The sequence below is a fragment of the Reichenbachiella sp. genome (assembly GCF_039941815.1).
GTDB lineage: Bacteria > Bacteroidota > Bacteroidia > Cytophagales > Cyclobacteriaceae > Reichenbachiella.
This window is the reverse complement of sequence record NZ_JBDVDW010000065.1, coordinates 492129-505313: the sequence shown is the minus strand read 5'-3', so window position 1 is coordinate 505313 and position 13185 is coordinate 492129. Positions and strand designations below refer to the sequence as shown.

The following is a 13185-nucleotide window of genomic DNA, read 5'->3' as shown; positions in this document are numbered from 1 at the left end:
CGGCTGATTAATAAGATTCATCCTGTAGTTTTGCTTAGCTTGCGCGAATTGATGAATATTGACAATGAATAAAAATTTCTGGCTCTTTGTAATTCCTGCTTTGATCTGGGGTTCTACCTGGTTTACTATCAAATTTCAGCTGGGCAATGTAGACCCATTGGTGTCGGTTGTTTACCGTTATTTACTGGCGGGTACTATCATGATCGGATTCTGTTTGTTGCTAAACAAAAAGATGAAATTTTCATTGAAAGATCATGGTTTCATGGCGCTACAAGGATTTCTACTTTTTGGGGTGAATTATTGGCTGGTTTATGAAGCGGAAGTCTATTTAGCCAGCGGACTGATTGCTGTCGCCTATTCTACACTTGTATTCTTGAATTCGGGCTTTGGAGCTATCTTTCTCAAGCGAGCCATCAATAAGCAAGTATTGCTCGCAGCACTTTTTGGTCTCTCAGGTACGATATTGATCTTCGGCAATGAATTTTTAGGGTTGAGTTTCAACCAGGAAACTATCGTAGGTACCGTGATTACCGCCCTCTCTGTGGTGATCGCTTCATTAGGCAATATCACTTCTGCGCGCAATTCGGCTAACGCTATTCCGGTTATTCAAGCGAATGCCTACGGAATGTTGTACGGAGGGATCTGGATGTTTTTGCTGGCTTTGATTCTGGACAGACCTTTTAGCTTTGATACTTCGCCGGCCTACGTTATCTCTTTGGCGTATCTCACTGTTTTTGGGTCAATCATAGCCTTTGGTACCTATTTGACATTGATCAGCAGAGTGGGTGCAGACAAAGCTGCATATGCTTTGGTTGTCATTCCGGTGATCGCCATAGTGATATCCACTATTTTCGAAAACTATCAAATCACAGTCTATGCCGGATTAGGAGTGTTACTGATCCTGATAGGCAATGTGCTCGCCATCAGAAAGAGAAAAGATGTTTCTCTGGCGAAGGAGTAAACTCCACATATTTCTCGTTTATTGCTATTGCTCAATTGATCTCTATAGCATCGCAGGTGCCTACAAATGGTACACCAGTAAACCAAAATGCGTAGGTGATCAAGCCTACATATACCTCTTCACCAAAGGTGGGAGCCTCTCCGGGCAACTCACCTGTGCCATTATAGAGCGTCCAGTTGTCAGCATCTGATGTGAGATTTGGGCGCTGCCAGTATACTGTGATCGTTTGATCCTCGTTGCCCACGATTCTGATATCTGCACGGCCGTCAGGAACTGTGTTTGCTCCGATATCATTTACGCTGGAGCTGCCTTCGTTAGTGTTTTTGCCTTCTATAGTAAAACTTGTGGACCCTCGGTGGCCTACTACTACGTGACTTGAGCTTGGTGTAGACAAATCCTCGACATGTACCTGTACCCCACAGAAATTAAATGGATCGTTGGCTGACGTAGGAGCTGTTTGAGAGTCCTCTTGTGTGCCGATTCCAATATTGCGAGCTATAAACTCAAAAGGGAAATTTAATTTTTTGGCGTCGAGCCGTCCCTGATCCTCATGGAAATGTAAGGTCACATTATCATCATTGTTGATAAGATTGGCGTGATATCGACCGTCTTTTTGGGTGACATCGGGAAGTGCTGAGGCATTGTTGGTGATATAATCTAGTAGCTCTCCATCTCCAGCGAAGTCATCAGAAAATTCACCTGTGACTTCATTGCCAGAATCATTGTCGGAATCATCGCTGCCACATGCATATAGAGATAGAATAAGGCTTAGGGCTAAAAGTTTGGTCATTTTTTTCATATCAAATTAACGGAGTATAGGATAAAATCTTATGCTTGTTGATAAATTTTAGCGTTCAATATTAATACTAACTGGTAAAATATTTGTTTCTCAATTGTCTTAAACCACCGTTGATTTCAGCTGAAATATTTAGGAAATAAACAGCAGTGGAGTAGACCAGCGCGATCACAGCAGATCGAATGATTAGATCCAAAAATGTATTGTCTAGCTGAGGTATTACAAATCCAAGAAATGCTGACCCAAGCCCGATAATTACAAGTAGAACATGTTTGATGGTAAAGGGAAATAGGTCAAGTTTTATCTTAATAAAAATCAATTTTGTCAATCCAAAAATAAATATTGCTAAAAGTGAAGCAAAGGCCGCTCCCGAAATCCCGTAGGTAGGGATTAGAACCAAATTGAGACCAACCATAAGTACTGCAAGAATAGCGATTGTCACTACATTGAATTTGTAGTATTTGGACATGGATATAATAGGGCTGCTGTTGCCAAAAGACATATCTACGACTTTGGATAGCCCGATGAAGTAGACGACATAGCGGCCTTGCATGAATTGGTCACCCTTTGCCATCAGCGCAAATAAATTGTCCAGATTGCAAATCAGGCCGATAAAAAACAGCCCTCCCACGACCATTTGATTAATGGAAGTTTGCTTATATATTTTTTCGACGGCAGCCAAGTCTTGATTTTCAAGCGAATCTGATACCAGCGGTGTCGTGATCTGTACAATTACCCGGCGGGAGAGCTCGATCATCACAGCAAAGTAAAACACGGTAGAATAAATGCCATTGGCGCTTAGCCCAAGCGTCGATGAAATCATGATTTGATCGATATTTAAGACAATATTATTGCTGCCGGCACCGATCAGTACAAATAGCGCATAGGTGCCAATTCTCTTTAGCAAAGGGCGATCAATCAGATTTAGTCTTGTACTAAATTTTAGTTCCTTTTGACTGTAGATGTAGATCAGCAGGGCGCAAAACATGGCACCGTAGATTAGGATCAACCCATAGGCCAATTGATGAAATGAAATCACCTGAAGGTAAAAGAGGGTTACCCCAGTGGTCATCATCAGTCTGAGAAACACTTCTTTGATGATGTTCTGTGCTATTATTTTTAGAAAGAGACGTCCAAACACTTCAAAAAGACTGTGCAGCGATAGTATGAGAATTAGCACCACTACCACTAGAAAGTAGTCAGCAAATAGAGCTGAATTGGTGCTGAAGTAGTCTGTAATCGGCAGTCTAAATAGATAAAGAAGGCCAGTGGTAATAATAAACCCTCCAAAGACAGTGATCACGCAAAAAGTAAGCAGTTGAGCGAGTCCACCAGGTTTTTTTTTAAGCTCGGGTGCAAATTTCATCAGCGCCGGACCGATACCCATCTGTGCGAACGACATGATCAAAAAAGCTGTGGACGGAATCACCCTTAATAGGCCAATCTGCTCGGTGGACATAAAGGCAGGGAAAAGTATGATCGTATTCACAAACCCTATCGCGGCACCCAGATAGGTGAAAAAGGCAGAAATACTACTTTGTTTGATTACTACTCCCAAGAGTTGATTTGAGCTTTGATTTGTCGCAATGATAACTTATAAACAGTAATTTGGTATTTAATTCTAATTCAATTTGTAAGTTTATATCTCAATTCTAAAATAGGTAATAGTGATAAACGCTGAAATTAAAACCAAGCTCAAACTGGCATCCAAACTCATGGAACTCCATGGAGACAATCCGTTCAAAATACGAAGTTATCAAACTGCGGCAGATACGATAAGTAGCTTGGATAGCGAGTTGAGTACCCTTACCACTGAGGAAATCCCTCAAATCGAAGGGATAGGCAAGGGTATGGCAGCGAATATCTTTCAGCTTTTGGAAAGAGGATCGTTTGACGGCATGGACCAATTGATGGAGGATACTCCCGAAGGAGTGGTGGAGATGTTTAAGATTTCAGGATTTGGCCCTAAAAAAATTGCTGTACTATGGAAAGATGGCGGTGCCGAATCTCTTGATGATCTGTTGCAGTTGTGTCGAGCGGGAGCTGTAGCCAAACTCAAAGGGTTTGCCGAGAAATCTCAGGAATCACTGACCAAGGCCGTAGAATTTGCATTAGCCTCGAGGGGACACGAAAGATATGCGAATGTAGAAACCACAATGAAGACCATTTTGGAGATTTTCGATAAGCAACCGTCATTTGATCTGTTTTCCGAAACTGGTGACTTACGAAGAAGATTAGAGGTGATCAACCTTATGGAGTTTTTAGTCGCAACAGATGACTTTGAGGCTACCAGGAAGACGATCAATGGAATAGAAGGATTCGAAGAGTCAGAAAAAAAATCAGGCCCTTTTGCCTGGCACGGCATTTATTCCTCATGTCCTGTCCCTGTAAAAATTCGATTTTGCGAACGTAACAAATATTATAATACATTGTTGGAGACTACTGCCCACCCAAAACATTTGTACTACCCTCTGGACGGAGACCGAAGCTTAAGTGCCATACTAAAAACAGAGCAATTCGAATCTGAGGAGTCTGCATATAAAGCAGTCGGGCTGGCAATGATGGAACCGGAACTACGGGAAGGCGATTTTGAAATGGAGCAGGCAAAGAACAATAAGCTGCCCCGGTTGATTGAAATGAAAGATATGAAAGGAGTGCTACACAATCACTCCACCTATAGTGACGGACGTCATACGCTGCGCCAGATGGCTGAGCACTGTAGGGATCTCGGGTATGAGTACCTCGGTATCTCCGATCACAGTCAGACAGCCGTATATGCCAACGGTCTGCAGGATTTTAGAGTAAAAGAACAGCAGAAGGAAATCAAACTGCTCAATGAGGAATTGGCTCCATTTAAGATATTCTCGGGAATAGAATCTGATATTTTGGCGGATGGGTCTCTGGATTACAGCGATGAGATATTGGCCAGCTTCGATTTTATAGTCTCATCCATTCATTCTGGCTTGTCCATGGATATCACAAAAGCTACTAATCGCCTACTGACGGCTGTACACAATCCATATACAACGATATTGGGACATATGACAGGACGGCTGATTTTAGAACGTGAAGGATACCCGGTCGACCACAAGGCGGTGATAGATGCCTGTGCCGAAAGGGGAGTAGTGATAGAAATTAATGCGAGTCCCTATCGACTCGATATCGACTGGCGATGGGTACATTATGCTCTGGAGAAAGGAGTGGTACTCAGCATTAATCCGGATGCACACAAAATGGAAGGCTACAATGATATGTACTATGGATGTCTTGCAGGTCGCAAAGGTGGCCTTACCAAGGAGATGTGCCTCAACGCGATGAGTCTGAACGATATCACAAAATATTTCGAAGGGCGAAAAAAGTAGCATTCATTCTAAAAGTGACCAAAAAATACAACTCAGAGGAAAATACCATAACCGAATGATCCGATGAAAACACTCTATTTAGTACGGCATGCTAAGTCTAGCTGGAAGAATCCTGCTTTGGGAGATAGAGATCGGCCGCTTAACGCCAGAGGAAAACGCGATGCACCAGTAATGGCGGAATACGTAAAACAGAAAATTGAAAAACCGGATATATTCGTTAGCAGTCCGTCTCGAAGGACTCAGGATACAGCAGTACTTTTTATGAATGCGTTTGGTAGATCTATGGAGCAATTGATTTTGGAAGAGTCATTTTATCATGGATATGAAAACGATATGGAATCTGTAATAAGCCATCTTGACCCAACCCACCACTCAGCTATGCTATTCGTGCACAACCCAGGTATCACGGACTATGTAAACCAGCTTACCGGCGAACAGATCTTCAATATTCCTACTTGTGGGATAGCGGCTGTTCAATTAGAAACAAAAAATTGGGCTGAAATAAACCAATGTCAGGCAAAATTGCTTTTTTATTATTATCCGAAAGGCCTAGATTTACAATAGTAACCGAGAGAGATCTCAACCCATTCCCAAAACTAAAACAGACATCTGATTGACTTCAATCTAAGAAAGTGAATCCTGTTGTCTTCCGGAAGAATTATCCTTTTATCAAAAAAAAACGGATACTTCTGATTGTTACAGAATTAAGGTTTAAAACAAAAAAAATAACACTTATGGCTTACGAACCATCATCGGAAAGGTATCAAACTATGAAGTACCGTAGATGCGGAAAATCCGGTCTACTCTTACCTGCCATTTCTCTTGGACTGTGGCACAATTTCGGTCACGTAGATCTTTATGAAAACGGTAGGCGCATGGTACGCTACGCATTTGATCAAGGAATTACACACTTTGATTTGGCTAATAATTATGGTCCTCCTCCAGGCTCTGCCGAAGAGAACTTTGGAAAAATAATGAATCAGGATCTACGGCCGTACCGAGATGAATTGATTATTTCTACTAAAGCAGGTTATCACATGTGGGAAGGCCCATATGGCGAGTGGGGGAGTCGAAAGTACATTTTATCGAGCTTGGATCAGTCACTGAAACGAATGGATCTGGACTATGTGGATATTTTCTATCATCACAGACCAGACCCAAATACACCAATCGAAGAATCGGCGTTGGCACTGGATCATGCGGTAAAGCAAGGCAAAGCCCTATATGTAGGGATTTCTAACTATCAACCTAAGCAAACTGAGGAAATAACTAAAATCTTCAAAGAGCTGCGAACTCCATTTATTATCCATCAACCAAGATACTCTATGTTTGATCGATGGGTAGAAGACGGATTGCTGGATACGCTGGAAAATAACGGTATCGGCAGTATCGTATTTTCACCGCTAGCTCAGGGTTTGCTTACAGATAAATATCTAAAAGGCATACCGGAGGGCTCTAGAGCAGCTAAATCTTCTGGTTTTCTTCAGTCAGATCAGGTAACTGAGGAAAAAATCAACAAAGTGCTAGCACTCCGAAAAATAGCCGAATCCAGAGAGCAGAGCGTTTCGCAGCTGGCCATTGCATGGCTGCTGAGGTCCGATGTGGTAACATCTGTGCTTATAGGTGCCAGCAGCGTAGACCAGCTCCAGCAGAATCTGAATAGCATTGATAATATTGAGTTTACCGATCAAGAATTGTCAGGGATCGAAGAGATATTGAAGAGCTAAAAAAAAAGACTGTCGGAGTAGCTCAATTGGTAGCTGTTCCGACAGTCTTTTTATTGTTGGAGTCGTTTTAGGATTTTGGCTGAGAAGGCTCACCTTCCGGACCCTCCGCAGTATTATCCTTCTTTATCTTTTTGGCGGTGCTTTTGGCCTTCTTAGATTCTATGATGGCCTGTACTTCTTCTGGCGACTTACCTTTTAGATATTCGGGGAGCTCCATGCCGGCCATGTTAAACATTTCCTGAAGCGGTGGTACGGATTTATATAGCCCGGAAATAAAGTTGGCGGTAGAGTTCTTGTCCGACCCGTTATTACCACCATCCCAAACAGTGATTTTATCTATTTTGATATTTTTGATAGCCTCAGCTTGAGTTTTCACCAATTCTGGCAGCTTGTCTGCTACTAGTAATAGTACGGCATCCTTAGAGTTGTCACCTGCAGCACTTACTATTTGTTTTAGACCTTCGGCCTGCTTAGTCAATACTTCATACAGTCCTTGTGCTTCGGCCTGTTTTTTGAATAGTATGGCATCAGCTTCACCCTTAGCTTTTCTTCTGATCATTTCGGCTTCGGCTTCAGCAGCGATTTCTACTTTCTCCTTATCGATTTGAGCAGGAATTACAATATCCGCAGTCTGGGCGGCTTTGTCTCTGGTGGCTCTGGCTTTCTCAGCCGACTGCTCAGCTGCATAGGCTTCTTCTAGTGCTTTGGCATGTTGTACTTTTTCAGCCGCAGTAGATATTTTCAGTGCTTCAGCTTCCTTTTCTACTCTAAGTGCATCAGACTGGGCTACTTTTATTTTTGCCGTGTTTTCTCCTTCTACCGCACGCGCATTGGCATCAGATACCTGCACGCGTTGATCCTGATGAGCATTGGCTTCACCAATAGCCCCATCTCTGTCTTTTTCAGCCACTGATTTCTTAGCATCGTTGATCGCTTTTGCAGCAGCCTCCTTGCCCAGTGCTTCTATATAGCCTGACTCATCCTTGATATCAGTTACGTTTACGTTGATCAGCTTAAGACCAATTTTCTTGAGTTCCTGACCAACATTGGAAGCGACATTTTCAAGAAATTTATCTCTGTTGCTGTTGATTTCTTCGATATCCATGGTAGCTACCACCAATCTCAATTGTCCAAAGATGATATCTTTAGCCAAATCATGGATGTTATCTTGTGATAGGCCCAAAAGCCTTTCTGCGGCGTTGTTCATTATACCCAATTCTGTAGATATACCGACTGTAAACCTAGAAGGTACATCCACACGGATGTTTTGTCTACTTAGGGCATTGGTCAGCATGACCTCAATCGAAATTGGCGTAAGATCGAGAAACTCATAATCTTGAAATACCGGCCATACAAATGCAGCACCACCATGAATACACTTGGCTGAGCCGTCTCCGACCTTTCCATATACGACCAATATTCTGTCTGAAGGACAACGTTTGTACCTTCTGAAAAAAGTAACAAGCACCACAAATACAAATAGTGCTGCGAGTGCTAAGGCTGGTAATGCGAAAATGCTCATTATGATTGGCTTTTAGTAACGATTAATATATTGTTAGTAGCGATTTCTTTGACAGTGATGACTGCGCCAGGACGAAGCGTATCTTCATCATCCGTGATGGCCTCCAGAGTGCGCAAGGTACCTTGCACTTGTATCTGGACCTGCCCGATGTTGTCTCTCGATCCTCGGATCTCCATGTAGACTTCACCCACAGCACCTATGGCATTTTTCATCTTAATGGTACCGCTGGTATTTGCCTTTCCGAGTAAGTAAAATATACCACCCATGACCGCCATCATGATAATACCAGACACCATCGATATGATAATGGAGAGATTGTTTGATAGCCCCGAATCAAGACAGGCAATGCCTGTCCATGAGAAAATAGTAAAGAAGGCTACCAGGTTTTTCAAAGTAAAAAACTGAAAACCAATGCCGTGATCTGATTCTACATCTACATCCGCACTTGCGTCGTCAGGTATATCACCAAAAAAGAACGTAACTATGATTTGAAGCAGGAAAAATATGGTGAATGGAATAGCGATTCCCCAGTATATTCTAAGTAGCGTGTCCAGAGATTCCCACCATTCGGTAAAGTTAAATACCATGTCTTTTAGCTAATTTTGCAACTGAAATTAGGTGAATTAGTTGAGAGATAAAAATCTACTCTTGCGAAGCAGAGAAAAACAGTAGTACGCACTTATTCTTCTATTCGCATTTCGTCAGAAAGCTCATTATCTGGTTTGATAATATTATTAAACCCGTTGCTCAGTAGCAATTCCTCGCATCTTTGTATGGCATCAGCAATGCCTTTAGCAGGAGTATTATTTTTTAGACCTTGAATAACCAGTCCGAGTACCTCATCCCAGTCCTCTTGCTGAATTTTTGCATTGATTCCAGAGTCACCTAGAATCTGTACTTGATGCTCTAACTCACTGATATAAATAAGGATTCCGATTCTATCGTTGGTGTCAAAAACTTGTTCTTGCAGAAAAATGTCTCTCGCCTTTGTCAATACTCTTTGGAATACCGTTTCGTCAGGAGTAAAACTTACACGTAGACTTGTGATAAAATACGGAATAGCAAAACCGACGATAAGCGTAGCTATACCGAGCAGGCAAATGGTCAGAATACTAATGGACTCAGGTAGGAGCCACAGATAGGATAAAGAAGCTATTACACCTAAAAAAATAGCTACAAACAAACTTGCCATTTTCCAACATGCTTGAAAGTAACCATCGCTATCTCGGGCAAAATACACCACTAATTCACCGGATGTTTTTTGTTCCAAATGCTGTACAGCTTCTTTGACCGTTTGCTTATCAGCATCAGAAAATTGAATTTTATTTCTCATTGTATATTTTGTTAGCCCGCATTTCAGTAGCAATAGGCTACTCTAAAATTAGTATCAATTTTTGTATTACCATCCGCCTGAAGCGCCACCTCCACCGAAGCCGCCTCCACCACCAGAGAATCCTCCGAAACCGCCACCACCACTGGAAAATCCTCCTCCTGATCCACCGTAGTAGCCACCACCAATATATCCGCCGCCGCCTCGGCCAGAAGAATTGTTGAATAGCACGACAAGTGCAAATATCATTGAGAAGATACCCATCACGATGTTTGCGAAGAGCAAACCAATCAGAACGGCTACAACTAAGGCCAGTACAAATTTTATAACCTTGTTTTTTATTATTGACTTAAGAACGCTAAGAGCAATCAGCCCAAAAATGATCAATCCTACGGAAAGCTTTTTCCCCGAGCTTTTTAAGCGATTATTGGTTTGGGTCACCTCAGGCAAATCTTCTCCCTCAATCAGTCCGATCAGAGCATCTACACCTTTGTTGATTCCTGTGGCAAACTGGCTATGTCTAAATTCAGGTGTGATTAGGTTTTCTATGATCCTTTTGGCATAGATATCAGGAATAGCGCCTTCTAGCCCGTAGCCCACCTCGATCCTCATCTTTCGGTCATTCATCGCCACCAGAAGCAGCACACCGTCATCTATCCCACTACGGCCAACTTTAGCTTTTTCAGCCAGTCTGATACCATACTGTTCAATAGCCTCAGGTTTGGTAGTGGGCAGAATTACAACTACGATTTGACTTCCCTTTTGCTGCTCAAAACGAGCCAATTTGTCTTCCAAATATTCGAGATCTGCCTTAGAAATACTGTTCGTTAGGTCTGTGACACGCTGTTCTAGATCGGGTATTGAAGCATGATCCTGAGCAAAAGAAAAATTACTCAGTAAAATGAAACCAATTAGCACAAAAAGAGTTTTACTATTCTTAATTTTCATTAAGGCTAAAATAGTAGATTTGTTGTTTAACCAAGATAATCATGAATAAAAAGACATTAATAATTCTAGGCGTACTGGTGATTTTGATATTTATATCAGTAGGAAGGTACAATTCTATGGTCGGCGCGGATGAGACTGTAATAGCTCAATGGGCCAATGTAGAGACTCAGTACCAACGCAGAGCGGATCTGATTCCAAATTTGGTCAGTACTGTCAAAGGTTATGCCGCGCACGAAAAGGAAACATTGGAAGGCGTAGTTCAAGCCAGAGCTAAGGCTACTAGTGTATCTATAGACCCGAGCAATCTAAATGCACAGTCGATGCAGCAGTATCAGGCAGCTCAGAATGGGTTGTCTTCGGCACTGTCCAGACTTCTGGTCACCGTAGAAAAGTATCCTGATCTGAAAGCCAATCAAAATTTCCTTGAGTTGCAAGCGCAATTGGAGGGAACTGAAAACAGAATCGCTGTCGAAAGAAGAAGATTCAATGAGGTGGTAAGAGCCTACAATACCTACATTAGAAGTTTTCCAAACAACATGCTTGCCGGCGCTTTTGGTTTTGAAAAGAAAGAAGCTTTTGCCTCGCAAGAGGGTACGGAAAATGCACCAAAAGTAGAATTCTAGAATTTAGAATTCTTATTGAAATTTAAGAATAGAATTGCTTTAGAAAGACGAACTCGGAGAGTTCGTCTGCTGTTAGATAGATATGGCAACATTCACTGATATAATAAACGCTGATCAACCTGTGCTTGTCGACTTCTATGCCGACTGGTGCGGGCCCTGTCAGCAGATGGCTCCCGTACTCAGTGAGCTCAAAGGAGAACTCGACGGTAAAGCTCAGGTAATAAAAGTAGACGTCGATAAAAACCAGAAAGCATCACAGGTTTATCAAATTAGAAGTATACCGACCATGATCCTATTCAAAAAGGGTAAGATTCTCTGGCGGCACTCAGGTACCTCCACCAAGGAGCAGCTCAAATCTGTCATTCAGTCACACTTATGAAACGCCTCGTATACATTACGATACTGATATGTAGCGTTCAAGCGTCGTTGATAGCGCAAAAATCTCCTGCTCAAAAGCAGCAGCAGCGTTACTATCGGATGGTAGACGACTTACTCAGTCATACAGTAGATGAAATCAGTGTGAATGATAGCATTGCATCAGATGTCATATTTCTGGATTCTCGATCAGAGAAGGAATACAAAATAAGTCATATCGAGAATGCTCGGTATGTGGGATACGACGACTTTGATTTATCTTCAATAGAAGATATAGATAAGACCACCGAGCTCATTGTATATTGTTCTGTTGGCTATCGAAGTGAAAAAGTGGCTCAAAAATTAAAAAAAGCAGGCTATAGCAATGTCAAAAATTTGATTGGTGGAGTGTTTGACTGGACCAACCAAGACAAGACGGTCGTGGATAGTCTCGGCAATCCTACTGAGGCAGTACATGGATATAACCCCTCATGGGGCAAATGGCTAACTAAAGCGAAGGCAGTATACTAGGTGTATAAGGTAATATGGCGATATCAGGTAAAACCAGAGTGTGTACGAGACTTTTTGAAGATATACGACTCTAGCGGAGAGTGGGCACAGCTATTTTCCAAATCAACCGACTATATCAAAACAGAGCTTTTTTACGAAACCAATGCCATCCAATTTTTTCTGACCATTGATTATTGGAAATCAAAAAAAGCCTTCGAGGAATTCTACAAAACCAACAAAAAGGAAGTAGCCTTGATCGACGCAATGGGTGATAAACTTACAGTACTAGAAGAAAAATTAGGAGAATTTATTACCAAATAAAGATGTATGCCTGGAGTGTTGAGCGATACCGATAAAATCAATAGTTTTGAGTAACGTATGATTCTGGCCTCGTAGTTCAATGGATAGAATAGAAGTTTCCTAAACTTTAGATGCAAGTTCGATTCTTGCCGAGGCTACAATAACAACATCTAACAAATACAAACAAAAGCTAAAACCTTGATAATGAGCAAATTGTTTAGGTTTTTGAAATTTGTGCAATTGTTTATTGTTGCTTGCTTTTGTCATTTGTTTGCGTATTTGTTTTCACATTTTTTTGTCATAGGTTTGAATAAACCATGAAAAAAATGGGATTTTCAGTTACACCATTAATCAACCGGAACAATCGCAAAACAAAGTCAGGATTACACCAGATCCAGGTAAGGGTTACAATCAATCGAAAATCCAAGTATTACAGTTTAGATCAAAGAATCAACCCTAAATTTTGGAGTGGTAAACCGGATAAGTGGATTAAAGAATCTCATCAAAATAGTTTTGAAATAAATAAGCTTATCCAGGTTCAGGTAGCTGCGATTAATTCGCATATATACCGTCTTAAAGCTTTTGGACACTCTATTCATCTTTCTTCTCCTCGAAGACCTTCAACTACAATACGGATCTTTTCTTCATCTGAGAACTTTCTGCGAGTCTTTCTTTTGACTCCTCGAATGAATGATTCTGTGGATTTTTTAGTACTCATAATTCTAAAATTTAAGTTACAAGTACTCTCTTAA

The 13185-nt window shown here is 41.5% G+C and carries 15 protein-coding genes and 1 tRNA gene; 9 read left to right on the top strand and 7 right to left on the bottom strand.

Translation table 11 applies throughout. The features are described from left to right. Positions 1 to 64 precede the first annotated feature (64 nt). Complete coding sequence (locus ABJF11_RS19240; RefSeq protein WP_348121828.1) at positions 65 to 961, top strand: EamA family transporter; 897 nt, start codon at positions 65 to 67, stop codon at positions 959 to 961. A 31-nt stretch (positions 962 to 992) separates the two neighbouring features. Here ABJF11_RS19240 and ABJF11_RS19235 read toward each other — a convergent pair whose 3' ends face one another. Together ABJF11_RS19235 and ABJF11_RS19230 are read right to left on the bottom strand one after the other, a co-directional pair. Next, the gene (locus ABJF11_RS19235) at positions 993 to 1751 is read right to left on the bottom strand and encodes a hypothetical protein (RefSeq protein ID WP_348121827.1); all 759 of its coding nucleotides are present in this window, start codon (positions 1749 to 1751) and stop codon (positions 993 to 995) included. A 76-nt stretch (positions 1752 to 1827) separates the two neighbouring features. Then, the gene (locus ABJF11_RS19230) at positions 1828 to 3315 is read right to left on the bottom strand and encodes a polysaccharide biosynthesis C-terminal domain-containing protein (RefSeq protein ID WP_348121826.1); all 1488 of its coding nucleotides are present in this window, start codon (positions 3313 to 3315) and stop codon (positions 1828 to 1830) included. 109 nt (positions 3316 to 3424) lie between these two features. On the opposite strand from ABJF11_RS19230, the gene ABJF11_RS19225 reads away from it, so the two are divergent. From ABJF11_RS19225 to mgrA, 3 genes are all read left to right on the top strand, one after another. Continuing rightward, the gene (locus ABJF11_RS19225; RefSeq protein WP_348121824.1) at positions 3425 to 5119 is read left to right on the top strand and encodes a PHP domain-containing protein; all 1695 of its coding nucleotides are present in this window, start codon (positions 3425 to 3427) and stop codon (positions 5117 to 5119) included. A 63-nt stretch (positions 5120 to 5182) separates the two neighbouring features. Further along, positions 5183 to 5683, top strand: a complete 501-nt coding sequence (locus ABJF11_RS19220) for a histidine phosphatase family protein (protein ID WP_348121823.1) — start codon at positions 5183 to 5185, stop codon at positions 5681 to 5683. A 170-nt stretch (positions 5684 to 5853) separates the two neighbouring features. Beyond that, positions 5854 to 6846 carry an L-glyceraldehyde 3-phosphate reductase gene (gene mgrA, locus ABJF11_RS19215; protein WP_348121822.1) on the top strand — a complete coding sequence of 331 codons (993 nt, stop codon included), beginning with the start codon at positions 5854 to 5856 and terminating at the stop codon, positions 6844 to 6846. Positions 6847 to 6913: 67 nt separating this feature from the next. On the opposite strand, the gene ABJF11_RS19210 is transcribed toward mgrA, so the two are convergent. From ABJF11_RS19210 to ABJF11_RS19195, 4 genes are all read right to left on the bottom strand, one after another. Further along, positions 6914 to 8368 carry an SPFH domain-containing protein gene (locus ABJF11_RS19210; protein WP_348121821.1) on the bottom strand — a complete coding sequence of 485 codons (1455 nt, stop codon included), beginning with the start codon at positions 8366 to 8368 and terminating at the stop codon, positions 6914 to 6916. Further along, complete coding sequence (locus tag ABJF11_RS19205; protein ID WP_348121820.1) at positions 8368 to 8955, bottom strand: hypothetical protein; 588 nt, start codon at positions 8953 to 8955, stop codon at positions 8368 to 8370. The genes ABJF11_RS19210 and ABJF11_RS19205 overlap by 1 nt, the downstream gene beginning before the upstream one ends. Before the next feature lie 92 nt (positions 8956 to 9047). Next, entirely contained in the window at positions 9048 to 9701 is a 654-nt protein-coding gene (locus ABJF11_RS19200; protein ID WP_348121818.1) for a hypothetical protein, read from the bottom strand. Positions 9702 to 9767: 66 nt separating this feature from the next. After that, the gene (locus ABJF11_RS19195; RefSeq protein WP_348121817.1) at positions 9768 to 10646 is read right to left on the bottom strand and encodes a TPM domain-containing protein; all 879 of its coding nucleotides are present in this window, start codon (positions 10644 to 10646) and stop codon (positions 9768 to 9770) included. A gap of 41 nt (positions 10647 to 10687) precedes the next feature. On the opposite strand from ABJF11_RS19195, the gene ABJF11_RS19190 reads away from it, so the two are divergent. From ABJF11_RS19190 to ABJF11_RS19170, 5 genes are all read left to right on the top strand, one after another. After that, positions 10688 to 11269, top strand: coding sequence for a LemA family protein (locus tag ABJF11_RS19190; protein ID WP_348121816.1), 582 nt, complete (start codon positions 10688 to 10690; stop codon positions 11267 to 11269). Between the two features lie 82 nt (positions 11270 to 11351). Further along, complete coding sequence (gene trxA / locus ABJF11_RS19185) at positions 11352 to 11648, top strand: thioredoxin (RefSeq protein WP_348121815.1); 297 nt, start codon at positions 11352 to 11354, stop codon at positions 11646 to 11648. Further along, positions 11645 to 12154: a rhodanese-like domain-containing protein gene (locus tag ABJF11_RS19180; protein WP_348121813.1), complete on the top strand. Its 510-nt coding sequence runs from the start codon at positions 11645 to 11647 to the stop codon at positions 12152 to 12154. The genes trxA and ABJF11_RS19180 overlap by 4 nt, the downstream gene beginning before the upstream one ends. Continuing rightward, positions 12155 to 12454, top strand: a complete 300-nt coding sequence (locus ABJF11_RS19175) for a hypothetical protein (RefSeq protein WP_348121812.1) — start codon at positions 12155 to 12157, stop codon at positions 12452 to 12454. It abuts the gene before it with no gap. A gap of 65 nt (positions 12455 to 12519) precedes the next feature. Beyond that, positions 12520 to 12591, top strand: a tRNA-Arg gene (locus ABJF11_RS19170). Between the two features lie 437 nt (positions 12592 to 13028). On the opposite strand, the gene ABJF11_RS19165 is transcribed toward ABJF11_RS19170, so the two are convergent. Beyond that, the gene (locus ABJF11_RS19165; protein ID WP_348121997.1) at positions 13029 to 13151 is read right to left on the bottom strand and encodes a hypothetical protein; all 123 of its coding nucleotides are present in this window, start codon (positions 13149 to 13151) and stop codon (positions 13029 to 13031) included. Positions 13152 to 13185: the final 34 nt, after the last annotated feature.

Coding starts and splice junctions, on each gene's coding strand:
- ABJF11_RS19240 (WP_348121828.1), top strand. CDS start 65: ATGAATAAAAATTTCTGGCTCTTTGTAATTCCTGCTTTGATCTGGGGT.
- ABJF11_RS19235 (WP_348121827.1), bottom strand. CDS start 1,751: ATGACCAAACTTTTAGCCCTAAGCCTTATTCTATCTCTATATGCATGT.
- ABJF11_RS19220 (WP_348121823.1), top strand. CDS start 5,183: ATGAAAACACTCTATTTAGTACGGCATGCTAAGTCTAGCTGGAAGAAT.
- mgrA (WP_348121822.1), top strand. CDS start 5,854: ATGGCTTACGAACCATCATCGGAAAGGTATCAAACTATGAAGTACCGT.
- ABJF11_RS19210 (WP_348121821.1), bottom strand. CDS start 8,368: ATGAGCATTTTCGCATTACCAGCCTTAGCACTCGCAGCACTATTTGTA.
- ABJF11_RS19205 (WP_348121820.1), bottom strand. CDS start 8,955: ATGGTATTTAACTTTACCGAATGGTGGGAATCTCTGGACACGCTACTT.
- ABJF11_RS19200 (WP_348121818.1), bottom strand. CDS start 9,701: ATGAGAAATAAAATTCAATTTTCTGATGCTGATAAGCAAACGGTCAAA.
- ABJF11_RS19195 (WP_348121817.1), bottom strand. CDS start 10,646: ATGAAAATTAAGAATAGTAAAACTCTTTTTGTGCTAATTGGTTTCATT.
- ABJF11_RS19190 (WP_348121816.1), top strand. CDS start 10,688: ATGAATAAAAAGACATTAATAATTCTAGGCGTACTGGTGATTTTGATA.
- trxA (WP_348121815.1), top strand. CDS start 11,352: ATGGCAACATTCACTGATATAATAAACGCTGATCAACCTGTGCTTGTC.
- ABJF11_RS19180 (WP_348121813.1), top strand. CDS start 11,645: ATGAAACGCCTCGTATACATTACGATACTGATATGTAGCGTTCAAGCG.
- ABJF11_RS19165 (WP_348121997.1), bottom strand. CDS start 13,151: ATGAGTACTAAAAAATCCACAGAATCATTCATTCGAGGAGTCAAAAGA.